Annotated in this window: 24 protein-coding genes and 1 tRNA gene; 11 read left to right on the top strand and 14 right to left on the bottom strand. The window is 65.1% G+C overall.

What is annotated here, in order from left to right; translation table 11 throughout:
- Positions 1 to 81 precede the first annotated feature (81 nt).
- Positions 82 to 588: a hypothetical protein gene (locus tag C7G42_RS34045; protein WP_106953196.1), complete on the top strand. Its 507-nt coding sequence runs from the start codon at positions 82 to 84 to the stop codon at positions 586 to 588.
- A gap of 164 nt (positions 589 to 752) precedes the next feature.
- Positions 753 to 827: transfer RNA gene (locus C7G42_RS34040), tRNA-Thr, on the top strand.
- A gap of 243 nt (positions 828 to 1070) precedes the next feature.
- On the opposite strand, the gene C7G42_RS34035 is transcribed toward C7G42_RS34040, so the two are convergent.
- Both C7G42_RS34035 and C7G42_RS34030 read right to left on the bottom strand, forming a co-directional pair.
- On the bottom strand, positions 1071 to 1265 hold the full coding sequence (locus tag C7G42_RS34035) for a hypothetical protein (protein WP_106953195.1): 195 nt from the start codon (positions 1263 to 1265) through the stop codon (positions 1071 to 1073).
- A 154-nt stretch (positions 1266 to 1419) separates the two neighbouring features.
- Entirely contained in the window at positions 1420 to 1830 is a 411-nt protein-coding gene (locus C7G42_RS34030; protein WP_106953194.1) for a GFA family protein, read from the bottom strand.
- A 126-nt stretch (positions 1831 to 1956) separates the two neighbouring features.
- Between C7G42_RS34030 and C7G42_RS34025 the strand changes: the two genes are divergently transcribed.
- Positions 1957 to 2214 (top strand): hypothetical protein, encoded by a 258-nt coding sequence (locus C7G42_RS34025; RefSeq protein WP_106953193.1) that lies wholly within the window; start codon positions 1957 to 1959, stop codon positions 2212 to 2214.
- Between the two features lie 6 nt (positions 2215 to 2220).
- Here C7G42_RS34025 and C7G42_RS34020 read toward each other — a convergent pair whose 3' ends face one another.
- The 3 genes from C7G42_RS34020 to C7G42_RS34010 all read right to left on the bottom strand — a co-directional run bounded on the left by C7G42_RS34020 (position 2221) and on the right by C7G42_RS34010 (position 6753).
- On the bottom strand, positions 2221 to 4053 hold the full coding sequence (locus tag C7G42_RS34020; protein ID WP_199581286.1) for an outer membrane protein assembly factor BamB family protein: 1833 nt from the start codon (positions 4051 to 4053) through the stop codon (positions 2221 to 2223).
- 93 nt (positions 4054 to 4146) lie between these two features.
- Positions 4147 to 4860, bottom strand: coding sequence for a class I SAM-dependent methyltransferase (locus tag C7G42_RS34015; RefSeq protein WP_106953191.1), 714 nt, complete (start codon positions 4858 to 4860; stop codon positions 4147 to 4149).
- A gap of 195 nt (positions 4861 to 5055) precedes the next feature.
- On the bottom strand, positions 5056 to 6753 hold the full coding sequence (locus C7G42_RS34010; RefSeq protein WP_106953190.1) for a methyl-accepting chemotaxis protein: 1698 nt from the start codon (positions 6751 to 6753) through the stop codon (positions 5056 to 5058).
- A 245-nt stretch (positions 6754 to 6998) separates the two neighbouring features.
- On the opposite strand from C7G42_RS34010, the gene C7G42_RS34005 reads away from it, so the two are divergent.
- A complete protein-coding gene (locus C7G42_RS34005; RefSeq protein WP_106953221.1) occupies positions 6999 to 7214 on the top strand; it encodes a hypothetical protein in 216 nt (71 codons plus the stop codon).
- Between the two features lie 3 nt (positions 7215 to 7217).
- Here C7G42_RS34005 and C7G42_RS35600 read toward each other — a convergent pair whose 3' ends face one another.
- Positions 7218 to 7382: a hypothetical protein gene (locus C7G42_RS35600; protein ID WP_199581285.1), complete on the bottom strand. Its 165-nt coding sequence runs from the start codon at positions 7380 to 7382 to the stop codon at positions 7218 to 7220.
- Positions 7383 to 7484: 102 nt separating this feature from the next.
- Here C7G42_RS35600 and C7G42_RS34000 point away from each other — a divergent pair, with 102 nt between their 5' ends.
- A complete protein-coding gene (locus tag C7G42_RS34000) occupies positions 7485 to 7859 on the top strand; it encodes a hypothetical protein (protein ID WP_106953189.1) in 375 nt (124 codons plus the stop codon).
- Between the two features lie 299 nt (positions 7860 to 8158).
- Positions 8159 to 8413 carry a hypothetical protein gene (locus C7G42_RS33995; protein ID WP_106953188.1) on the top strand — a complete coding sequence of 85 codons (255 nt, stop codon included), beginning with the start codon at positions 8159 to 8161 and terminating at the stop codon, positions 8411 to 8413.
- Positions 8414 to 8436: 23 nt separating this feature from the next.
- Here the strand turns inward: C7G42_RS33995 and C7G42_RS36280 are convergent, their stop codons facing one another.
- From C7G42_RS36280 to C7G42_RS33975, 4 genes are all read right to left on the bottom strand, one after another.
- Positions 8437 to 8679, bottom strand: coding sequence for a DUF6719 family protein (locus tag C7G42_RS36280; protein WP_106953187.1), 243 nt, complete (start codon positions 8677 to 8679; stop codon positions 8437 to 8439).
- 252 nt (positions 8680 to 8931) lie between these two features.
- A complete protein-coding gene (locus C7G42_RS33985) occupies positions 8932 to 9639 on the bottom strand; it encodes an outer membrane protein (protein ID WP_199581284.1) in 708 nt (235 codons plus the stop codon).
- Positions 9640 to 9928: 289 nt separating this feature from the next.
- The gene (locus C7G42_RS33980; RefSeq protein ID WP_199581283.1) at positions 9929 to 10363 is read right to left on the bottom strand and encodes a hypothetical protein; all 435 of its coding nucleotides are present in this window, start codon (positions 10361 to 10363) and stop codon (positions 9929 to 9931) included.
- Positions 10364 to 10557: 194 nt separating this feature from the next.
- Positions 10558 to 10893 carry a His-rich protein BRANT gene (locus tag C7G42_RS33975; protein ID WP_106953184.1) on the bottom strand — a complete coding sequence of 112 codons (336 nt, stop codon included), beginning with the start codon at positions 10891 to 10893 and terminating at the stop codon, positions 10558 to 10560.
- A gap of 251 nt (positions 10894 to 11144) precedes the next feature.
- Between C7G42_RS33975 and C7G42_RS33970 the strand changes: the two genes are divergently transcribed.
- Both C7G42_RS33970 and C7G42_RS33965 read left to right on the top strand, forming a co-directional pair.
- The gene (locus tag C7G42_RS33970; RefSeq protein WP_094972084.1) at positions 11145 to 11687 is read left to right on the top strand and encodes a tetratricopeptide repeat protein; all 543 of its coding nucleotides are present in this window, start codon (positions 11145 to 11147) and stop codon (positions 11685 to 11687) included.
- Between the two features lie 106 nt (positions 11688 to 11793).
- Entirely contained in the window at positions 11794 to 13179 is a 1386-nt protein-coding gene (locus tag C7G42_RS33965) for a serine hydrolase domain-containing protein (RefSeq protein ID WP_106953183.1), read from the top strand.
- Here the strand turns inward: C7G42_RS33965 and C7G42_RS33960 are convergent.
- On the bottom strand, positions 13169 to 14737 hold the full coding sequence (locus C7G42_RS33960) for a S10 family peptidase (RefSeq protein WP_106953182.1): 1569 nt from the start codon (positions 14735 to 14737) through the stop codon (positions 13169 to 13171). The genes C7G42_RS33965 and C7G42_RS33960 overlap by 11 nt on opposite strands.
- A 240-nt stretch (positions 14738 to 14977) precedes the next feature.
- Here C7G42_RS33960 and C7G42_RS33955 point away from each other — a divergent pair, with 240 nt between their 5' ends.
- The 3 genes from C7G42_RS33955 to C7G42_RS33945 all read left to right on the top strand — a co-directional run bounded on the left by C7G42_RS33955 (position 14978) and on the right by C7G42_RS33945 (position 17009).
- Entirely contained in the window at positions 14978 to 15757 is a 780-nt protein-coding gene (locus C7G42_RS33955) for an NAD kinase (protein WP_106953181.1), read from the top strand.
- A 99-nt stretch (positions 15758 to 15856) separates the two neighbouring features.
- On the top strand, positions 15857 to 16402 hold the full coding sequence (locus C7G42_RS33950) for a response regulator (RefSeq protein ID WP_094895472.1): 546 nt from the start codon (positions 15857 to 15859) through the stop codon (positions 16400 to 16402).
- Positions 16403 to 16430: 28 nt separating this feature from the next.
- Positions 16431 to 17009 (top strand): Hpt domain-containing protein, encoded by a 579-nt coding sequence (locus C7G42_RS33945; protein WP_106953180.1) that lies wholly within the window; start codon positions 16431 to 16433, stop codon positions 17007 to 17009.
- Between the two features lie 114 nt (positions 17010 to 17123).
- On the opposite strand, the gene C7G42_RS33940 is transcribed toward C7G42_RS33945, so the two are convergent.
- From C7G42_RS33940 to hisI, 3 genes are all read right to left on the bottom strand, one after another.
- Positions 17124 to 18299, bottom strand: a complete 1176-nt coding sequence (locus C7G42_RS33940; RefSeq protein ID WP_106953179.1) for a DUF2336 domain-containing protein — start codon at positions 18297 to 18299, stop codon at positions 17124 to 17126.
- Positions 18300 to 18510: 211 nt separating this feature from the next.
- A complete protein-coding gene (locus C7G42_RS33935; protein WP_106953178.1) occupies positions 18511 to 19572 on the bottom strand; it encodes a transglycosylase in 1062 nt (353 codons plus the stop codon).
- 184 nt (positions 19573 to 19756) lie between these two features.
- On the bottom strand, positions 19757 to 20179 hold the full coding sequence (gene hisI, locus C7G42_RS33930) for a phosphoribosyl-AMP cyclohydrolase (RefSeq protein WP_106953177.1): 423 nt from the start codon (positions 20177 to 20179) through the stop codon (positions 19757 to 19759).
- Positions 20180 to 20204 lie beyond the last annotated feature (25 nt).

Here is a 20204-nt window from a genome sequence, read left to right as displayed (position 1 = left end):
TCGCGAAAAGCGTCGGTCTTCGCGGAACGTCCGGCGCCGCCGGCGTTTAGCCATCGTCAAGAATTTGGGAGACAAACAATCATGAACATCAAACTTCTCGGAGCGACGGCGATTGCAGTGACCATGCTGGCAGGCGCGGCCAACGCGCAAGCGGTCATCAATGAACCGGGCCGTTGCGCAGCGCAATTCCCCAACGCGAACTGCACGAATCTCGGTCCCGGCAATCCCTACACCGATCGCGGATACCGCAATCATCGCGTGTCTTACCGTCAGACCGATTCCTACCGCCAGACCAATGGCGACTGGAATAACGACTGGAACAGGAGCCGCACCGGCTTCTGGCCGACCGACGTCGCGGTCGGCGTAGCCGGTGCCGCGATCGGCACCGCGGGCGCGATTGCCTCCGCGCCGTTCCGCGCCTGGGACGATTCATACGCTTCCGACAACAGCTGGAACACCTCGTGGGACAACCGCGGCTGGGACAATCGTGGCTGGGACACCCGCAGCTACGCCCAGCGTAACGGCTTCGTCTGCACGCCCGGCACCTGGTTCAAGGGCGAAGACGGCCGCCGGCACATCTGCCAGTAAGCCTGTTTAAATCTTGCGAGCGATCAGGCGGCCTCCGGGCCGCCTGATTCATGTCGGGGCCGACGGCCTTCCGGTTCTGGCACTTTCCGATCAAGTCTGGTATTGCGGCGCGCAACGGGTGGACACCCGGCCCATGCCGGCCCCTGCCCGCGTCGTAAGGTGTCGCCGGCTTAGCTCAGCGGTAGAGCAGCGGTTTTGTAAACCGAAGGTCGGGGGTTCAATCCCCTCAGCCGGCACCATTCGTCGCCGGGAATCAAGAACTTGCTAATGGCGGCAGGAGCCTGTTTCTGGGACTGCGGGGGTCTAACTCCGCATATCGCTCGGTGACGCCTTTGCCGTGGCCGAGCTGGCCTTGCACCTCCCACTTGGAAACGCCCTTCGCGCGCATCCAGCGGCCAAGAATGTGGCGCCACAATATTCGGTCGGCAAGGGTGCATGCTCCCCGCATTTACCGTGAAGCTTGCGGAGATAAATCGTAAACGTCAAAAATTCTCGCGCATTTTCTTCCGTCCAATGCGATGGCCGATCGCGCCGAAGACGACCGCGAGGAAGAGCATCACGAAGAACTTGCTCCAACCTGGTCCGTCGAAGACAAATTTGTTCACGACCAGTGCAAGCATCACGCCGTGGCCAGCAAAGATCAGGCCCTTCCACCGAATCGTCCAGTCGTGGCTCATTGCCGTCCCCTTTTTGAGAGTTGGACATCAGTGCCATAGGGCAATCGGGCCATCTGTGAGCAACCGCACTCAAGAGCTTCCCAAAGGCTGCCGATGCTGGAGGCGCTAAGAGCTTGAAAGCATCACGGTGCACGTACCGCAAAGCAACTGACGCTCAGCCCTCGGCGCGAGCGCTGCCTTGCTGGAAGTGTCCGGCACCTTCGATCTCCACCCAGCCATGTTTCGACTGCTCGAACACCGATCTGACCGGCGATGGAAAATCCGGATCGGCAATCGCGCCGACGGCAACGCCCATCATTGCGGGCAGATTGTCCGCTTGCCAATAGACCGTCGAGCCGCAGTCGGGACAAAAATAGTTGCTGACCTTGCCGCCGCTCGCGGCTGTCCGAACGTACGGCTTTGGCGTTCCTGAGATCGTGCCGGCCTCCACCAGGTAGAACGCACCGACGCCGAACGGCGCGCCGGTTCGTCGCTGGCAGTCGAGGCAATGGCAGGCGACGACGAGCCGCGAAGGCCCCGGAAGCGAGAGCGCGAGAGCGCCGCAACTGCATCTGGCTTCGATCATCGAATGCAATCCTTGTTTCGGTCTCGGCAACCTTCGGGAGTTTCGTTCCGTCCCATTTCAGCATGGCCTCATGCACAACGCCTGGCTCCCCGCTCCGTAACTCAATGCTCTGAATTCGGAGGATGCATGATTGTTTTGACTGATGATGAGGATCTCGCCGTCCAAGCCAAGCTCAACTTCAGCCTGGGTGCAAAGGCATACGACACGTACCTTCAGGGGTTCCGTTGTACACAGTTGGCCGGCGGCGTCGTGACTGCCTATGCGCGCAGCGAGTACATGGCGGCCGTCATCAGTGCGGAATATAGCACGCAGATCGCGGACGCGGTCGAGAGCGTCGTCGGGCAACCCGCGACGATGGTGCTGGTCCTGCCGCGCCCCCGGTGACGAGCCTCACTCCGTCCCGACTTCGAACGCCAGCAGCACGTTGCCGGCGACGCCGCTCCATTGGCCGTAGCCGGAATTGGTGTAGAGCATGCCGCCGGCGATGACGGGCCCGGGGCCGTCGATCGCGCCTCCATGGGCGGGAACGCCGTTGACGGCCTTGAAATCCTGGGCCGTGTCAAACTCCCAGAGCAGCTTGCCGTCGGTGGCATAGGCGCGCAGGAAACCGCTGACGCCGCCGGAGAACACCACGCCCGGGATCAGGCTCACCGCTGCCGAGAGCGCGGGGCTGCATTGGCGGCGGTCGCCGCACGCGACCGGCGGCACTTCCATGGCGATCTTGCCGCTCGCGAGGTCGAGGCCGAACAGGCCGCCGCCTTGCGTGGAATCGAGTCGCCGCGTGCCGTCACGCATGAAGCGAACGTCGGAGTTGGCGACATAGATGTGCTCGCCGTCCGCGGCCGAGCCCCATTCGCTGCCGCCGAGCGAACCGCCCTTCCCGATCCGGGTCTGCCACAGGATCTTGCCATCGTCGTCGGGATCGAGCGCGTGCACGACGCCGGATTTCTGCGCGATGACGAGCATGCGCCTGCCGTCGCGCAAGGTCACGAGGATCGGCGACTGGCCGAAATCGTGATCGGGTCCGTGATCCTCGGGACAATTGGACTTGTCCGATGTGAAGCACGCCACGACAAAGGCATCCTTGGGTGTGGCCTGCTGCTTCCAGAGCAGCTTCCCGGTCGCGAGTTCGAAAGCCAGGATCGCATCGGCGGTTGTCGCCGGCGGGTTCGAATAGGAATTGCTGGTCCCCACATAGACCGCGCCGCGCTTCGCATCGATCGTCGGCGCCGACCAGATCGAAGCGCCGGACGGACCGAACAGCTGCGTGCCCCTGGCATTCTTGCCGGTCGGGTGCGGCACTTCCGGAATCGTATAGGCCTGCCACATCAGCTTGCCGGTCGCGGCGTCCAGCGCCACCACGCTGCCGCGGAAGGTGCAGCATTCGTAACTGGCCTGCGAACCGGCGGCTTCCTCGATCGAGGACACCGGCACGTAGAGCACGCCGGAATGCAGCGTCGGCGCGCCGGTGATGCGCGCGGCGGCATGCTCCTCGACCTTCGTCTTCCAGATCAACGCGCCGGTCAGCGCGTTCACGGCATAGGCGTTGGCGCGCAAATCGCCGAAGAAGATCGCGAACTGGTCGGAGCCCGGAAGTGGCGCAAAGCTGATCGCGGCGCGCACCGCCGCATCGATCGCCAGCGTCCACAGCGTGCAGCCGCTGCGCGCGTCGAGCGCGTGCACCTTGCGATCGGTGCCGCCGATGAACAGCAGGCCGCCCACGATGGACGGCGGCGCAAACGACACCGAGGCGCCCGGGAAGGCATAAGCCCATTTCAACCGCAGGCGCGGCACCTGCTCCGCCGTCAGCCCCGCCATGTCGGCGGGTTGGTACCGGCTGTTGTTGGTGTCGACGCCCCATCCGTTCCAGCGCGGGCCGTCGAGGGCTTGCGGAAAGCCGCTGACCTGTTGCGTGCAGCGGCCTTCCGCGTCGGCTGCAACGCTGCCGGTCGCGATCTTGCCGGTGACGAAGGACGCGATCGCGCGGCGTTCCGCGTCGCTGCGATCCTTTGCCATCGCCGCCATGCTGCCGGAGGTCAACGCCGCCAGCACATGGTCGAACGACATCGCCTGCATGGCGCCGCGGCCCGGCACGCGGCTCTGCGCATCGCCGTCGTGGCATTGCGCGCAATGCGTCGCATAGAGCGCGGCGCCCTCCTGCTGCGCCAAAGCCGGCGCGCTGCACCAGATCGACAACGCGGCCAGGAGAGCACGTGCTTTCATGATGGGCTCCGGCATGCGACTGGAGATCTCGACACAACCTGAAGTCTATCGCCGGGGCGATCGCGGACGCAATGGACGTTGCGCCCGCAGCTGTCACACATCCGCGGCGGCGCGAACGCGATCCGGCAACTCGTCCAGCCGCCAGAGCCCGAGGCTCTTGTCGCGCCAGCCGCCATCGCCCTCCTCGCAGCGCTCGTCGATCAATTCGCGCGGCACCGGCCAGCCGAACGGCGCCTTCGTCATGTTGAGCGCGCGCCAGTCGCCGTCCTCGCAATCACAATTTTCCTGCCATTCCGGAAACGTCGTGACGAGCAGGAATTGCGCGCCGCTCTGGCGAAAGCGGCCAATGGCGCGGGCGATGTTCTGAAAACTCAGATGCACCAGGCAGTCTCGGCACAGGATCAGGTCGGTCCGCGGCAGTGCATCGCGCGTGATATCGGAGACCAGGAATCGGCCGGCCAATTCGCCGCGCGCCGCACGCGCGTTGTTGGCCTCGATCAGCGAGGGCACGATGTCGATGCCGATGTAATCGAGATCGAGCTTGACGCGGCCGATCCAGCCGGCGTCGCCGCAGGGCGCATCGAGCAGCGAGCGCGCGCCGAGCCGCCGCAGCAGCGAAGGAAGCGCATGCCGGATCGCGGCGGTCGCAGGGTCCTCCGAGCCAAGGCCCGACGCGGAAGTCGCGGCCCCCCAAAGGTTGGTGCGCTCGATCCGCTCGAACCGCGCGGCGAGATCCAGCCCCGAGAAATTGTCGCGGTCGGCGACGAAGCGGTCGTGGGCGAGCACGGGGGGACGATTGGCGGTCATTGGTTCGGACTCGCAGTCGAGATTCCGGTGCAAGCGAGCTATACTCGCTTCCGATGCGGTCGACCACTCCGAGAGAGAACGCCAAGATCGTCGCCGGCGCGGTGACGGCCGTCGTCGCGACGGCCGTGCTGCTGGTTATCGCGCTCGGTTTCGTGCTGGCGCTCTAGAACGCGCGGCGAACGTGTTCCGGCGGACTTACGCCGTGCGCACCGTCCGCAGGAATTTCCCGACTTCGTCCTTCAGGCGGTTGCTGTCGCTTGCCAGCATCTTGGCGGTCGAGAGCACCTGCGAGGAGGCCGAGCCGGTCTCGGCCGCACCGCGCTGCACGTCGGTGATGTTCGAGGAGACCTGCTGGGTGCCGTGCGCGGCCTGCTGGACGTTGCGCGAGATTTCCTGGGTGGCGGCGCCCTGCTCCTCGACGGCCGCGGCAATGGTCGAGGACACCTCCGACAGCCGCTCGATGGTCACCGAGATATCGCGGATCGCGTTGACGGACTCCTGGGTCGCGGTCTGGATGCCGGATATCTGCTGGCTGATCTCGCCGGTCGCTTTCGCGGTCTGTTCGGCCAGCGTCTTCACTTCGGCCGCGACCACTGCGAAGCCGCGGCCGGCCTCGCCCGCACGCGCCGCCTCGATCGTTGCGTTCAGCGCCAAGAGGTTGGTCTGGCCGGCAATGGTGTTGATCAGCTCGACGACGTCGCCGATCCGCGTCGCCGCGACCGAGAGCTCGCTGACGCGCTCGGTCGTGGTGCGGGCCTGGGCGACGGCTTCACCCGCCATCCGCGCGGATTCCTGCACCTGCCGGCTGATCTCGTTGACCGAGGACGACAGCTCCTCCGTGGCGGTCGCGACCGACTGCACGTTGCCGGTGGCTTCGCCGGACGCGACTGCAACGACCGAGGTCAGCTCCTGCGCGCGCTGGGCGGTGGTCGCGAGCGTCGAGGACGACGCTTCGAGCTCGGTGGACGCCGAGCCCACCGTCTCGATGATTTCGCCGACCGCACGTTCAAAGCCATCGGCGAGGTTGACCATGTCGCGACGGCGCTGCTCGGCAGCCTGCTTCTCGACCTCGTGCTGCGCAGCCTTGAGGCGCTCGACTTCCAGCGCATTGGTCTTGAAAACTTCGACCGTCCTGGCCATGTCGCCGATCTCGTCGTGCCGGTCCTTCTCGGACACCTCGGTCTTGAGATCGTTGCGGGCGAGCCCCTCCATGGCGAGCTTGAGCCGGGCAATCGGCTTCGACATCGCCTTGAGGCCAATGAACAGCGCGATCGCGATGCCCAGGATCAGGCCGCCGGCGCTGACGCCGACCGCGGTCCAGGTCGCGGCGCGCGCATCGCGGTTGATGGCCTCTTTGCGCTTGGCGACGGCCTGACCGGTTTCGGTGGTGAACTGGGCAATGCGTGCGAGGGCCGCATCGAGCAGCGGATCGCACTCCTTGTGCGCCCGGTCGGCGGCCTTGGCATTCTCTTCAGTGCTGCTGGCCTGCGATCCCGCCTTCAGCACCGGGTCGCAGCCCGCGAACGCTCCCGTCAGCTGGTCTCCGATGCTCTTGATCTGATTGGCGCGCTGCGGATCGTCCTGCTCCGCCGCGTTCAGATATTGACGAATCTCGTCGCGGTTCTGGTTGGCGGTCTTCAGGCGGGCGGCATTGCCGGCCTCGGTTGCCTCGGTGAGGACGGCATAAAGCGCGGCATGGTAAGTCTCCGCACGACGCTGGGCGCGCGCGAGGTTGAGCGCGGAGGATTGCGCGGCGGCGAGTTCGCCAAAGCCGTCGACGGTCGCGGCAAGTTCGCGCGCGCCGAAGCCCGCGACGGCGATCATCGCGCAGCCCATCACCGCCACGATCAACGCCACTTTCCAGACGATCTTCAGATTGTTCAAAAAGCTCATGTCCGCCGCCCACCAATGTTCTGCCGGGGCATAAACCCAGCACCGTGCATTAAAACCTGCGGTTGTTAAAATTTAATGCAATTTGAAGGCGTCCTCTTACGGAAAATAAACTCCTCTGCGCTCTGGCGTAAGCTTCGCGTAAGCTTGAGCCCATTTTCGCGGCACTCGGGATGTCTCCAATAGCGGAACCGCGCCCCGGCGTTTCGCGTTGTCGGCCCATGCGGATCAGAGAAGAAAACCGGAATATGTTTTTGCTGGCGACGGTGACGCTGTGCTGCGGCGCTGTGGCGGGCACATTGGCGCTGCTGGAGCCGGCCATGGGACCCCAGTCCGAAAGACTGGTCGCTGGGCGGGCGACGGCCGAGCGGGCGACGATCGAGATGTCCCGGACGTCGGATCTAACGCCGGTTCGGGTGATCGGCGCCCCGTTCGAGCCGAACGTCAATCCACGCGAACGATAACGCTCACTTCGGCGACGCCTCCGCGCCCTCCTCGGGCCGGTCCTGCATACGTGCCAATCCCTCCACGAACGCGATGACCTCCGCCCGCTTGTCGGGCGGCAGCGACAGGAAAGCGCGGATGAGCCTCAGGCCCTCCACCGCGTTCGACCGTTCTGTTCCGGAGTCCATCCGCCCTATGTCGGATGACCGGGAAAAATATGCAATCCCTTTGTAAACTTGCTTGATTCGACCCAGCCGCTTTGCTGGAATGGGGGGCGGCTGAGGTGGATCATGAAATGGATTGCGGAACGCGACGCACTGATCGCGCAGACACTGGCCTTCGTCCAATCGGTGACCGGCAGGAAGGATGATGTCCTTCGACCGGGCACGAGCACGGCTGCCCAGACTATCCCGGTAGAGAACGTTACCGTGCAGGCTCGCGCTGTCGAGATCGCGCTGACGGAAGCCCCAGTGCCGCCCCCGCCCGCCCCCCTGCCGGCGCCGCGCGCGGGCGGGGATTTCCGCAACGAGATGCAGGCCCGCATCGCCAATTTCCGCAAGCATCAGGAGCGGTTCGAGCGCGAGCGCGAGGAATATTGCGTCGAAACCCTGACCAGATTGCGCGCCGCCATCCGCGACGGCTCGGGCTCACCGGCCAGAAAGTAAGGCCGACCGATCAGGGGCTTAGATCCAGGACCACACCAGCCAAAGATTGGCCGCGCAGGCGCCGACCAGCGCCAAAGTCAGCGGCAGGAGCATGTGCCCGCAGGAGGTGTTCAGGTCGCTCGTCATGGCCGGGAACATCCGCTGATTCCGCCAAACGAGTCCCAGGGATTCTTTTTTCCTGGATTCAGGACTCGTTAAAGACTCAGAACCCCTGCCTCCTGATCACGGCCCCGTGATCGGAAGCCTTCCGGAACCGCCTGCCCTTCCGGTCGTTAACGCGCTTTCCTGGAGCGGAAAGAATGCCCTACGCCTTGTTCTGCAACGACGCCCAGATCAGCAAAGCCTATCCGAGCGAATCCGACGTCTGGCAGCTGGCGCATCGGAGCGGCCTGGTCGTGGATGTCAGCGCCGACGAGGACCGCCCCGGGCCGCGCCGCGTGCTCGACAACGACTACGAGATCAAGTCCTGCCGGGTTGCCGAGGGTGAGGATCCGGCCAGGAACAAGGCCGAGGCCGACCGCCAGGCTAGGATGGAGCTCGAGCTGAATTCGTGAGGGCGGCGCCAGCCGCGAAGTGATCAGGGCGTCGCGGCCGCCAGCGAGGCCTGCTCACCGGGCATTGGGACGCAAGCCTTGCGGCGATGCAGCCCACGGATCGCGCCCGTCACCTTCAGCACCTTGCCCGACGGGCAGGACGCGTCCTTGACGAAAGCCACCTCGTAAGGTGCCAGCATCAAAGGCTCGGATTTGAGGATTGTCTGTGCAGAGCACGGCAGGCCAAAGAAGCAAGAGAGCGCTACTGCCGACACCAAGATACGCATGTCCGTCGTCCCACCAGCCCGGTAATTCTCATATAACGCTTTCCGGAGCGCGAGTTCCGTAAGCGGCAAAAATTATTTTTGCTTTACCCAAGTCCCATGACGCGCGTGAGAAGGCGCGCGCCGGGATGTTTTCCTGCAAATGACGCGCCAGATGGTTCACACAAAGGAAAGATCGGGCCGGCAGGCAGAAGGCTGACAAACGAAAGGCCGGCGGGAAGCCGGCCTTTGTCAGAGCTTGGTCGCTGTGGAGCGTCAGTAGCGCGAGGCTGCCGGACCGCCCCAGCCGAAGCGATAGTTCACACCGACCTTGACGGTATGCTCGTCCTCCCGGCCGCGAACACCGACGACGTCGGCCGGCCCGGAGGTGATCGTCGTGCTGCCGAAATTATAGTACTGGTACTCGGCCTTGGCCGACCAGTTCGGCGCGAACATGTATTCGAGGCCGGCGCCGACGGTGTAGCCGTCCTTGCTGTTGCCGGTGGTGGTGAAGCCTTGCGGCACGCCGGCAATGTTGACGCCCAGTCCGCCATTGCGCCAGGCGTAACCGCCCTTGGCGTAGAGCAGCGCCGGACCCCAGGTATAGCCGATGCGGCCGGTCACCGACCCGAGTTGGTCGGTGTTGGAGGTCACCTGCGTGCCGAACGGGAACGTGACACCGTTATTGTTGGTCGGCAGCCAGGAATACTGGGCCTCGATACCCAACACCCAGTTGGGCGCGAACTGGTAGTCGAAGCCGCCCTGCACGCCGCCAAGGAAGCGGGCGTCGCTGGACTGGAAGCTGCTGTCGCCGGCAAACGCGCCGCCGACATGGCCGCCGATATAGAAGCCGGTCCAGTTGTAAATCACCTGCGGCGGCGTATAGGCCGGAGCCTTGGTGTAGGTGCGCGCTTGCATGTCCGCGGCTGCGGCTGGCGCCGCCAGTGCGAGCAGAGCGGCTGCACCTAGCAAAATCGATTTCATTGTCATCCCCGTTCTTTCATTTACGACACTCAGGAAACAACGTGGCGTGAATTGGGTTGCTTCGCGGCGATGCCGGAACGTTGATCGTTCGTAACTGTGACGGAGTGGCAACAACGCGATTTTGTTCCGTCAAATTGCCTTGCACCGGCTATTTTTTTGTCGCCTGCGCAAAGCCTGCCGTAACAATCTGTCGCGCGGTCAAACCGCCCCGTTCAAAGCTCCCCGAAATGTGATCCAACGGCTCCGGCAGCCCTTGCTCTAGCATCCCGGAATGAAAGCGGGCTTTGCACTACCGCGTCATCTTTTCGAGTTCCGGAAACGGTACGTAAACCGCGCCGGCGCAGAGGTCGCTCGTCCGGTCGGCGACGCGGTCCGCCCGTCCGTTCACGAAGATCACAGCGCGCTCCCGCATGGCCTTGTAGCTGCCGTCGGTCTCGCGCGGGATGAAGTGGAGACAGCTCACGTAGAACTGCCGGCCGCCGACCTCACGCTGGACCGGCTCGGCCATGCTGGCCTCACGCACGCCGACCGGGTTGTTCAGGTAGGTGCGCATCAGCGCCAGGATGTCGGTTCGGAAATTGTCGGGAAACGGCTGCGGCCCTCCGGCTTGCGGTCCACCGATGATGCTCGGACGGTCGCCGTCGCTGCCGAAACATGCCGTGAGTGCCAGCGGCAACAACAGGACCGTTGCCAAGCTCGCCGCACGTTTCGCCAATCGCCCCACAGGTCCCGCTCCCGCTCGAACAGACTCGGGGGACGTTCTAGCCGCAAGGTCGCGCAAAGGGAATTCGGTCTTGCCCGCAGGCCTTGCTTCGCAACGCACCGCGGCCGGCGCCTGCGCTTTCGCACGGACGCCGGCCGGGCCTGAGGTCCTCACCCGGCGGCGGGCAATGGATGCCGCCGCGCAAGGATCAACCGTTAGCTGCGCTTCTCGGTGGTCAGCGGCTTGGTCGCGTCAGGCTGCGCCTTCAGCTTCTTTGCCGACAGATGCTTGTGGTGGTGGCGATGGGTGTGCACGGCCTTGTGCTCGTCGGCCGTGACCGCGGCGTTGGCATTCATCGCCTTCGACTTGGTGTCGACCTTGGCGTCGGCCTTGATGGCGGTGTCCGGTTTCGCGGCGGTGGTCGAGGCCTTGGTCTGGCTTTGGTCGGCCTTGATCACCGGGGCCGTGGTGGTCTTGCCGGCCTCGGCAGCGAAGGCCGGGGCTGCGATCACGGAAGCGGCGAGCAAGGCTGCGGAAATGGTCTTCAACATGGCAGGTCTCCTCTTGGAAGGATCTCGAGGCGGCGCCCTCTCGCCGCCCCTTCGATCGTGGGTGGGAGCCTAGGGACGGCGCGCTGAACCCGGTCTGAAGCCGCTGGCAGGCTTCCGTTCATCTCGATGACGAGTTTGTCATCCGCGCCCGGGCGAATGGATCGTGCGAAGCGGGAATGTTTTCGGCAGACGGGTGTTCCGGTCTTCGGGCAATCGTGTAGGATCGCCACGTTCCATACGGGAGAATTCAGATGCGCAAACTCTCAATGCTTGTCGTGCCGGGATTGGTCGCCATGTCGCTGGCGGCCGCGCCGGTGCTGTCCAGCGCCTATGCCGCCGGCAGTGACGAGCCCTCGTCGCCACCGAAATCGGACTCCTCGTCCAAGAAGGGCAAGAAGAAGAGCTCTTCCGTCAGCGATCCCAAATTCCTCGCCGCCTATCGCACAGCCTACACTGCGATCTACGACAACCACGACTACAGCGGCGCGATCGGTCAGTTGAAGTCGCTCAAGCGCGACGACGTCGCCGACGTCGCCAACCTGATCGGCTACTCCTATCGCAAGCTCGGCGACTACCAGTCGTCGAAGGTCTATTACGAGCTGGCGCTGAAGGACGATCCGAACCACGTCCGCACCTGGCAGTATTACGGCCTCTGGCAGCTCGAGCAGGGCAACCGCGAACAGGCGCAGTATCATCTGAACAAGATCGCCTCGCTCGCCGGCACCGACAGCTCCGAGTATCGCTCGCTTGCGACGGCGCTCGACAAGCCGACCGGCGCGACGCTCGTCTACTAAGACGATCGCATCTTCATTCTCGCGAACGGGCACAACCTTTCGGTTGTGCCCGTTCGGCTTTCTCGGTTAGCCTCGCGCATCGATTTTCCCAGCAAATTGGTGTGCAATGGACCCGTGGCTGCGATCCGCGATCGACTACATCGGCTCCTGGATCGAATTCCAACTGACGACGATCCAGCAGCCTGGCGTCATCGTCGCCTTCGCCCATCGCGGCGAAATCGTCGCCGAGCCTGCGTTCGGCCTCGCCAATCTCGACACCGGCGAGAAGCTCACCCCGCGCCACCGCTTCCGCATCGCCTCCCATTCCAAGAGCTTCACCTCGGCCGGCCTCATGAAGCTGCGCGAGCGGCGCAAGCTCCGGCTCGACGACACGATCGGCCAATATGTCGGCGGGCTGCATCCGCGCGTCGCCGAGACGACGATCGCGCAGGTGCTCTCGCATAGCGCGGGGCTGACGCGCGACGGCGCCGATTCCGGCCAGTTCATCGACCGCCGCCCCTATCTCGACGCGAAGGAACTGCTTGCGGAGCTCAAGCTGCCGACCGCGATCGAGCCCGGCACCCGTTTCAAATATTCCAATCACGGCTTCGGCCTGCTCGGTCTCGTGATCGAGGCCATTGCGAAGGAGCCCTACTCCGTCTGGATCAAGCGCGAGGTCATCGAGGCTGCAGGCCTGCGCGAGACCGAGCCGGACGCGCCGCTTCCCAAGGGCGCACCGTTCGCGCGCGGCCACACGCGACGCGTGCCGCTCGGCGTGCGCTGCATCATCCCCGGCGACAATCCGACGCACGCAATGGCGTCCGCGACGGGCTTTGCCGCCACGGCCGGCGATACCGCGCGCTTCTTCGCGCAGCTCGCACCCAATGCGAGGAAGAGCGTATTGTCGGTCGCGAGCCGCCGCGAGATGACGCGCCACCATTGGCGTATCCCGCAGAGCTTCGAAGCCTATTACGGCCTGGGCATCAGCGCTGGCAAGACCGACGGCTGGGACTGGTTCGGTCACGGCGGGCACTTCCAGGGCTACATCTCCCGGACCTGCACGATCCCGGCCTGCGAACTCACGATCAGCATCATCAGCAACTCCATCGACGGCGGCGCGCCGTTCTGGATGGATGGCGCGATGCAGATCCTGCGCACATTCAGGACGCGCGGTTCGGCCGACCGCCGCCTGCGCGACTGGAACGGCCGCTGGTGGACGATCTGGGGCGCGACCGACCTCGTGCCCGCGGGCAACCGCGTGCTCGTCGCCAATCCGCAATTCATCAATCCGTTCATGGATGCTGCCGAGATCGAGGTGACCGGCCGCGACACCGGCAAGCTCGTCTCCGCCGCTGGCTATTCAAGTTACGGCGAGCCGGTGCGACGGATCCGCGACAAGCGCGGCAAGGTCAGCGACGTCTGGATCGCCGGTGCCAATCTGAAGCCGGCGAGCGTCGTCGCGCGCGAGATTGAGCGCAAATACAAGCCGCGCAAGCGCCGCCCTACTCCCTGACCAGCGCCTCGACCTCGCTGCGAAACGCCTGCCGCGAGCCGCCTTGCGAATAGAACATGTGGCCGCCGGGATAGACGACGAATTTCACGCGCTGGGTCGCGAAGGCCGGCATCTGATCGAGCACCCGTTTCGTGCCGAAATAGGGCGTGGCAAGGTCGAACAGACCGTGCCCGACCAACACGTTCAGCTTGGCATCGGTGGCGAGGATCTGGCGCAGTTCGGACACCGATTGCGGCGGGTTGATGCCACGGCCGAAATCCCAGTGACCTTCCACGGCGCCATTGAGGACTTCATAGGAGCCGTCGGGCCGCCAGTTGAGCTTGCGCGTGAGCACGTCGACCGCAGCGCTGGTCAGCGGTGCCTGCAGCGCATCGCCCGAGGGGTCGCCGAACCGCGAGCTGCTCGAATCCGGATAGGGATCGAAGCCGCGTACGGAGGCGTCGTAACGTCCCGTCACCTTGCCGTTCTTGCGGTCAAGTTCGCGGCGGAATTCGCCGACGTCGAAACGGCCGGCGAGCCTGCGGCTCACCGCCGGGTCGATGCCGGTGAGCGCGGCGACCTTGTCGGCAAGCCGATTGGTCGCCTCCTTGTCCGCCTCGCCTTTGACGAGGTCCGCCAGGAATTCGCTGCGCGCGTAGGCCTCGACGTCGGCGAGATCGGCGCGCTTGACCGGTCCTTTGGCTTCGCGCGCCACCGCCACATAGCTCGGCAAGGTCGCGACATATTGCAGGAGGCTGGTGCCGGTGAACTCGCGGAAATCCAGTAGCGGCGACACCAGGATCAGGCCCTTGATGCCGACGCCGTGCTGGATCTGCAACTGACGCACCACTTTCGGCCCGCGAATGCCGCCATAGCTCTCGCCCGCGATGTATTTCGGCGAGGTCAGCCGGTCGTGCTTCTCGAGCCAGCGGCGGATCACCAGCGCGATGGCGTTGGCGTCGCCGTCGACGGAGTAGAACGATTTTCGCGCGTCCTCGCCGCTCGCGATGAAGCGGCTGTAGCCGGTGCTGACGGGATCGATGAAGACGAGATCGGTGAAATCGAGCCAGGTCTCCGCGTTCGGCTTCACCTCGGGCGAAGCTGACGGTGACAACCCTTCGCCGTCGAGCGGCAGCCGCCATGGACCGGCCGCCCCGAATTGGAGCCACGCCGAGGACGCGCCCGGCCCGCCGTTGAACAGAAACGTGACCGGGCGCGTGGCGCGATCGGCGCCGTCGAGCTGGTAGGACGTATAAGCGATGTCGGCGAGCGGCTCGCCCTTGCCGTCGAACACGCGGATGGAGCCGGCCGTCGCGGTGAAGTTGAGGCTGCGGCCGGGCAGATCGAGCGTCTGCTTCGTGGTTGAATCCGGCGGGAGACGGTGTGGCTCGGCCGCGGACGGCGAGGCCTGCGTCGCGCTTTGAGCGCTGCCTGCGCGCCCGCCCTTCTGTGCCGCCGGCGATGCCGCCTCGGAGCGAGGCTGCTGCGCATCTTCCGCGCGCGCAACGCCCGTAAGCGCGATCGCGGACACGGCCAGCACGAGCCCGGTTCGTCGCAGCGTCGGCAAGATCGTGAGCATGATCGTTCTCCCTGCCCCGCTATCACAGCCGGCGCGCATCGTAGCTAGCGAGGAATTGCGACGGTTTGCGGGATCATCGGTCCGGTGGCGCCCGGGCTGGCTCAAATCAACCCGTTTTGTTCTCCAGATCGACAATCAGCCGTTTGCCCTGAGACCCGGTCATCCTCGACAATGCAGGCCCACCTCGTATAGACGAGCCCGGCGGAACTTCCTCCAGCCAGGGGCCCTGCCCGACAAGCCATGACCAAGCCTCCGCGATACGACCGCATTGCCTTCGTCGCCAGCCCGAGCAGCGAGGCGCAGGCCGCCTTCGGCCAGCTCACCAGGGACTATGGCAATTGCGACCTGGAGGAGGCCGACATCGTGGTCGCGCTGGGCGGCGACGGGCTGATGCTCCAGACGCTGCACCAGAACATGCACACGGGAAAACCGATCTACGGCATGCATCGCGGCACCGTCGGCTTCCTGATGAACGAATACTCGCCGCACGATCTGCGCGCGCGGCTCGAGACGGCGCATGAATCCGAGATCAATCCGCTCCTGATGCGCGCGACCGACGTCAACGACCGCGTCCACCTGCACCACGCCATCAACGAGGTCTACCTGTTCCGGCAGACCTCGCAGGCCGCGCACCTCCGGATCCTGATCGACGAGCGCGAGCGCATGCCCGAGCTGATCGCCGACGGCATCATCGTGGCAACGCCAGCCGGCTCGACGGCCTACAATCTGTCGGCGCAGGGCCCCATCCTGCCGATCAACGCCGCCCTTCTGGCGCTGACCCCGATCAGCGCCTTCCGGCCGCGGCGCTGGCGCGGCGCCCTGCTGCCCAACACCGCCTATGTCGTGATCGAGGTGCTGGAGGACGACAAGCGCCCGGTCGCGGCCGTCGCCGACCATGAGGAGGTACGCAGGGTCCGGCGTGTCGAGATTCTCTCCGACAAGAGCATCTCGATGCGCATGCTGTTCGACCCCGGCCATAGCCTGGAAGAGCGGATCCTGCGCGAGCAGTTCGGCTACTGAAGCCGCCTTCCCGCCAGTCGCCGCAGCTTCGGTCGCAACGCTTCGTTAACCCCCGCCGCGATATGGTTAACGAAGGTTGACCGCTCTGGCCCAGGCGTCATGTTCCGCATCGATTTCAACAAGCTGCGCTTCCTCATTTGCGACGACAACCCGCACATGCGCCGCATCCTGCGGACGCTGCTGCATTCGTTCGGCGCGCGCGAAGTCTACGAGGCCGAGGACGGTGCCACCGCGCTGGAAATGTACAGCCATTACGTGCCCGACATCGTCATCGCCGACTGGGCGATGCCGATCTTCGACGGGCTCGAACTGGCGCAGATGATCCGGCAGCCGGAATCCAAGGGCAACCCTTACGCCCCGATCATCATGCTGACCGGCCATTCCGAGAAGCGCCGCGTAACCGTGGCGCGCGATGCCGGCGTCACCGAATTCCTGGCCAAGCCGATCTCGGCCAAGGGGCTCTATCAGCGCATCCTCAACGTGGTCGCCAATCCCCGCCCCTTCATCAAGACCAAGACCTATTTCGGGCCAGACCGGCGCCGCAACACCAATTCCGCCTATATGGGTCCCGAGCGCCGCGTCGGCGAAAAGCACGAGGTGCTGCAGCAGCCCTCGCTGCTCGACAAGGCCCGCTCCACCATCTAGCGCAACGGCTTCAGACGAGGCAGGCATCATGGCGAAGAACAGCGCAAGGGACATCGAGGTCACGGCCTTCGCCACGCATCAGATCATCACGCAGCCGAACCCGCTGCGGAAGGTGCTGCGCCGGGTCGACGAAAAGGACACGGACGATCCGGTCGCCCGTGCCGAGCAGGCACTCGCGAGCCTGTCCGGCGAGTTCAAGCAGTGGATGACGACGGAGGTCAATCGCCTGTCGGCCGCCTATCTCGCCATCGGCAACGACGGGTTCACCAGGGAGCGGCGCGACGAGCTGTTCCACGCCGCCCACGACATCAAGGGCGACGCAGTGACATTCGGCTATCCGGCCGCGGCGGGAATTGCCGAGAGCCTGTGCCGCGTCATCGAGCACGCGCCTGATCTTGAAGAGGTCCCGGCCGAACTGTTCACCCACCACATCAACGCCATCCTCGCCATCCTGCACGAGAACACCAGGCTCGACAGCATCAGCGTCTCCGCCGAGCTCAGCCGCCGCCTGCGCAAGGTCGCCGACGACTATCTCGCCGACGTCAACCGCGACCGCCCCGAGCACCTCGAGGTGATCCTGGCGCCGAGCATCGCACCGGCGGAGTAAGGGCTCGGCTCTTTCCGTTCGTCATTGCCAGCGCAGCGAAGCGATCCAAAATCCTCCGCGGGAACAGTCTGGATTGCTTCGCTGCGCTCGCAATGGCGGAATTTGCGGATCCTGCTACGCCGCGATCAGATCGTCGTAAACCACATCGATCGCATCATCCGCGACCAGCTCGTCGCAGAACAGCCGCGCCTCCTCGCGCGCGGATTCCGTGGCGAAGCGGCGCAGCAGGACCATCAGCGGCTCGGTGGCCCCGCGGTCGGTCTCGCAATGGGTGAGCACGCGCTCGACCATGCGCCGGCGCAGCCTCACCGCGCCGTGGTCGCTGTCGACAAAGCCCTGCTCGTGGCACGCGTCGAGCGCGACCTGGAACGCCGCGAACGTCACCTCGGGCAGCCCGGCACGCCGGAGCACCGCGTGCAGGCTGTTGCCGCCGCGGTCGTGCAGCAGCGCGGAGACGCGCGCCAGCGGCAGGTCGGCAAGCTCGGCCAGCGCCGCGTCGAACAAATCGAGATTGCTGGACAGCAGCGCGCGCAGGATCAAGCCGGCGGTGAGCTGGCCGGTAATGCGCAGGTGCCGCACCAGGCCTTGCATGTCCTCGCCGCGCGAGCGCGCCGCGATATTCATGGTTGAGCGGTCGCGCGCCTCGAGCGCGATGCGTTCCGCGCGGTCGGCGCTAAGCCAGTTTCGCGCCACGACGAATTGCGCCAGCGTCTCGGAGAGTTTGGCCACCAGCGCGGCGCGGGTTGCCGCCGGCAGATCGTCCAGCACCAGCATCGCCTCGCGGATCGCAGCGAGATGGCCGTGACGCTCGACGATGCGGTGCCATGAGAACGGCGCGAGTTCTGCGTGAGGATTCTCGATCAGCTCCAGCGCGGCCGCCGCGCAGCCGACTTCGGCAATGGCAGCGCAGACCGAAACCGGCAGCGCGATGCGGCGGGCAACCGCGCATTGCACCTCGTCATTCCCGGTCGCGACGATGTCGACGAGATCGGCATCGATCAACAGCGGAGAATGTTCGAGCACGGGCAGTGCGACGGTCGGCTGGTCCGCCGACAGCGCCCGCACGATCGAGGCCGGCGCATCCGTGCTGCGCGCAAACGCCTCGGCCATCGCCTGCCGCACCAGCGGCGAGGGATCGTCGAGCAGCATCAGGAGCGCGCCTTCGGCGGCGATGCGGTCGTCATGAGAAAGATCCGAGATCAGCCAGGCCCGGGCCAACGCCCGTGTGGCCTCGGCCCGGTCGCCGGCAGGCGCCGTCCTGATCCAATTGATGAACTGCCGAACAATCATGCTGCTTCCGGCTTACACAACAAACGAAAATGGTGACGGCTCGTCACCTGCAACAAAAAATAAACCACGACGCTTAACAAAGCGTTCACCATAACTGGCTGGTTTCGTTGAGGATTTGTTAAGGGCAAAATCTCGAGAGGCGTTCGCGGCTAGGTCCCGGCTCTGCGGCAGCGTTTCACGCTGCAGCGCGTCCGGGACACGAGAGCGAGGATCAGCTCGAGAACGTGCCGCTGCGATCGCTGAACAGATCGAGCGGCTGCGGCGGCCGCACATCCGGCGTCGCGGATGCAACCGAGTTGAGCGAGGCGTTGTTGCCCCACAATTTCTGCACCGTGGTCGAGACCGGCTGCGTGACATCGCCGGGCTGATAGATCGAACGAAACACCGGTGTGCTCGGGGCATTCTCCGCCACCGTCGTCGGCGACGTCGCGCTGACGGGTGTTACTGCGCGCGTGGTCGGGAAGGTCTGGAGATAGGCGGCGTTGTCGATGACGGGCACGGTGGGCTGCACGCCGCTCGCGCTCGCAACCTCGGTGGTCGACGGTGTGCCGCCATACATCGCCATCGCGCTGCGGGTCGTTTTTGAGTTGGCCGCGCTGGCATAGCGCGCGTCCAGCACCGAATAGACTTCGGAGACGCTGCGGGCGCGGCCATCCTTGGCATAGAAGATCGAGCGGTTGGCGGAGGCCGCATTGGGAAACAGCCGCGCGCCGACGGCTTGCGGATTGTCCTCGGCGTTGGCGATCAGTTTTGCGGCCCCGCCGACGCCCATGAAATGCGCCATGTAGAGTTCGCTGTCGCTCGGCCTGCGTCCGAGCAGGCCCGTCAGCTTGAAGCTGTTCGACTGCGTCAGCGCCGCGGCCATGCTGGAGGCGGCCTCGGGATCGTCGCGCAGCTTCATGATCGACCGCTTCATCGCGGGATCGTCGACGGCGTAGCCGCCCGAAGTCGTCCTGGAGATTGCGTTGGCATAATTGCCGTAGCCGAGCTGGGGGCCAGCCTCCTTCACCGTGCCGAGCCAGGTCTGGTCGATGAACTGATAGAGCCCGTGCGCGGATGACGTGGTGGCTCCGGCCTTCGGATCGAAATCCGATTCCATCTTGGCGGTGGTCAGCATGTACTGGAAGCTGACGCCCGAAACGTTCGAGGCCTGCTTGATCGCACCGGCGACGCGCGCCCGCGACGGATCGAGAACCGCCGTCTGCGTGGCACTGGAATTGTCGATCGACATGATGAAGTGCCCGCCCCGCGCGGCGTTGAGCGGCGCCGGCAATTCGGCGCCTGTCGTCTCACCGTGGGACAGGTATGGTTAATGCGGGGTTAACTGGGCTCTCCCCGCCCGCTCCGCGTCATTCCAGGGCGGACCGCAGGTGCGAGCCCGGAATCGATTGAGCCGCGCGTGATGCCTTGCGATGGATTCCGGGCTCGCGCTGCGCACGCCCCGGAATGACAGCAGGTTACGTCTTGTAGACCGCGTTCGGATCAAACAGCCGCTCCGCATCGACGAAGACAAGCCCGGCACCGCCGCCCTCGGCCTCGACCTTGCGATAGAAGCACGACCTTCGCCCAGTGTGGCAGGCCGCGCCGATCTGCTCGACGCGGATCCAGACGGCATCCTGGTCGCAATCGGTGCGGATCTCGACCACGCGCTGGGTCTGACCCGAGGTTTCACCTTTTCGCCACAAGACATTGCGCGAACGGCTGAAGTACCAGGCTTCGCCGGTCGCGATCGTCTTGCGCAGCGCTTCGTCGTTCATGTGCGCGACCATGAGCACGTCACCGGTGGCGGCGTCTGTCGCGACCACCGTCACGAGGCCGGCAGCATCGAACCTGGGGAGGAAGGCAAGACCTTCCTCGATCTCGTGGGAGTGAGCGGACACGGCGACCTCGCTTAAGACACTCGCG

Origin of the sequence: Bradyrhizobium sp. MOS003 (assembly GCF_003020125.1) — a bacterium.
Taxonomy (GTDB): domain Bacteria; phylum Pseudomonadota; class Alphaproteobacteria; order Rhizobiales; family Xanthobacteraceae; genus Bradyrhizobium.
This window is presented reverse-complemented; position numbering and strand designations above follow the sequence as displayed.

What these genes read in the sequence shown, in the direction of transcription:
- C7G42_RS33965 (WP_106953183.1), top strand. Translation starts at nt 11,794, where the DNA reads ATGGACCCGTGGCTGCGATCCGCGATCGACTACATCGGCTCCTGGATC.
- C7G42_RS34010 (WP_106953190.1), bottom strand. Translation starts at nt 6,753, where the DNA reads ATGAGCTTTTTGAACAATCTGAAGATCGTCTGGAAAGTGGCGTTGATC.
- C7G42_RS34005 (WP_106953221.1), top strand. Translation starts at nt 6,999, where the DNA reads ATGTTTTTGCTGGCGACGGTGACGCTGTGCTGCGGCGCTGTGGCGGGC.
- C7G42_RS34020 (WP_199581286.1), bottom strand. Translation starts at nt 4,053, where the DNA reads ATGAAAGCACGTGCTCTCCTGGCCGCGTTGTCGATCTGGTGCAGCGCG.
- C7G42_RS34045 (WP_106953196.1), top strand. Translation starts at nt 82, where the DNA reads ATGAACATCAAACTTCTCGGAGCGACGGCGATTGCAGTGACCATGCTG.
- C7G42_RS34035 (WP_106953195.1), bottom strand. Translation starts at nt 1,265, where the DNA reads ATGAGCCACGACTGGACGATTCGGTGGAAGGGCCTGATCTTTGCTGGC.
- C7G42_RS33940 (WP_106953179.1), bottom strand. Translation starts at nt 18,299, where the DNA reads ATGATTGTTCGGCAGTTCATCAATTGGATCAGGACGGCGCCTGCCGGC.
- C7G42_RS33985 (WP_199581284.1), bottom strand. Translation starts at nt 9,639, where the DNA reads ATGAAATCGATTTTGCTAGGTGCAGCCGCTCTGCTCGCACTGGCGGCG.
- C7G42_RS33950 (WP_094895472.1), top strand. Translation starts at nt 15,857, where the DNA reads ATGTTCCGCATCGATTTCAACAAGCTGCGCTTCCTCATTTGCGACGAC.
- C7G42_RS34015 (WP_106953191.1), bottom strand. Translation starts at nt 4,860, where the DNA reads ATGACCGCCAATCGTCCCCCCGTGCTCGCCCACGACCGCTTCGTCGCC.
- C7G42_RS33960 (WP_106953182.1), bottom strand. Translation starts at nt 14,737, where the DNA reads ATGCTCACGATCTTGCCGACGCTGCGACGAACCGGGCTCGTGCTGGCC.
- C7G42_RS33970 (WP_094972084.1), top strand. Translation starts at nt 11,145, where the DNA reads ATGCGCAAACTCTCAATGCTTGTCGTGCCGGGATTGGTCGCCATGTCG.
- C7G42_RS33955 (WP_106953181.1), top strand. Translation starts at nt 14,978, where the DNA reads ATGACCAAGCCTCCGCGATACGACCGCATTGCCTTCGTCGCCAGCCCG.
- C7G42_RS34000 (WP_106953189.1), top strand. Translation starts at nt 7,485, where the DNA reads ATGAAATGGATTGCGGAACGCGACGCACTGATCGCGCAGACACTGGCC.
- C7G42_RS33945 (WP_106953180.1), top strand. Translation starts at nt 16,431, where the DNA reads ATGGCGAAGAACAGCGCAAGGGACATCGAGGTCACGGCCTTCGCCACG.
- C7G42_RS34030 (WP_106953194.1), bottom strand. Translation starts at nt 1,830, where the DNA reads ATGATCGAAGCCAGATGCAGTTGCGGCGCTCTCGCGCTCTCGCTTCCG.
- C7G42_RS34025 (WP_106953193.1), top strand. Translation starts at nt 1,957, where the DNA reads ATGATTGTTTTGACTGATGATGAGGATCTCGCCGTCCAAGCCAAGCTC.
- C7G42_RS35600 (WP_199581285.1), bottom strand. Translation starts at nt 7,382, where the DNA reads ATGGACTCCGGAACAGAACGGTCGAACGCGGTGGAGGGCCTGAGGCTC.
- C7G42_RS33995 (WP_106953188.1), top strand. Translation starts at nt 8,159, where the DNA reads ATGCCCTACGCCTTGTTCTGCAACGACGCCCAGATCAGCAAAGCCTAT.
- C7G42_RS33975 (WP_106953184.1), bottom strand. Translation starts at nt 10,893, where the DNA reads ATGTTGAAGACCATTTCCGCAGCCTTGCTCGCCGCTTCCGTGATCGCA.
- C7G42_RS36280 (WP_106953187.1), bottom strand. Translation starts at nt 8,679, where the DNA reads ATGCGTATCTTGGTGTCGGCAGTAGCGCTCTCTTGCTTCTTTGGCCTG.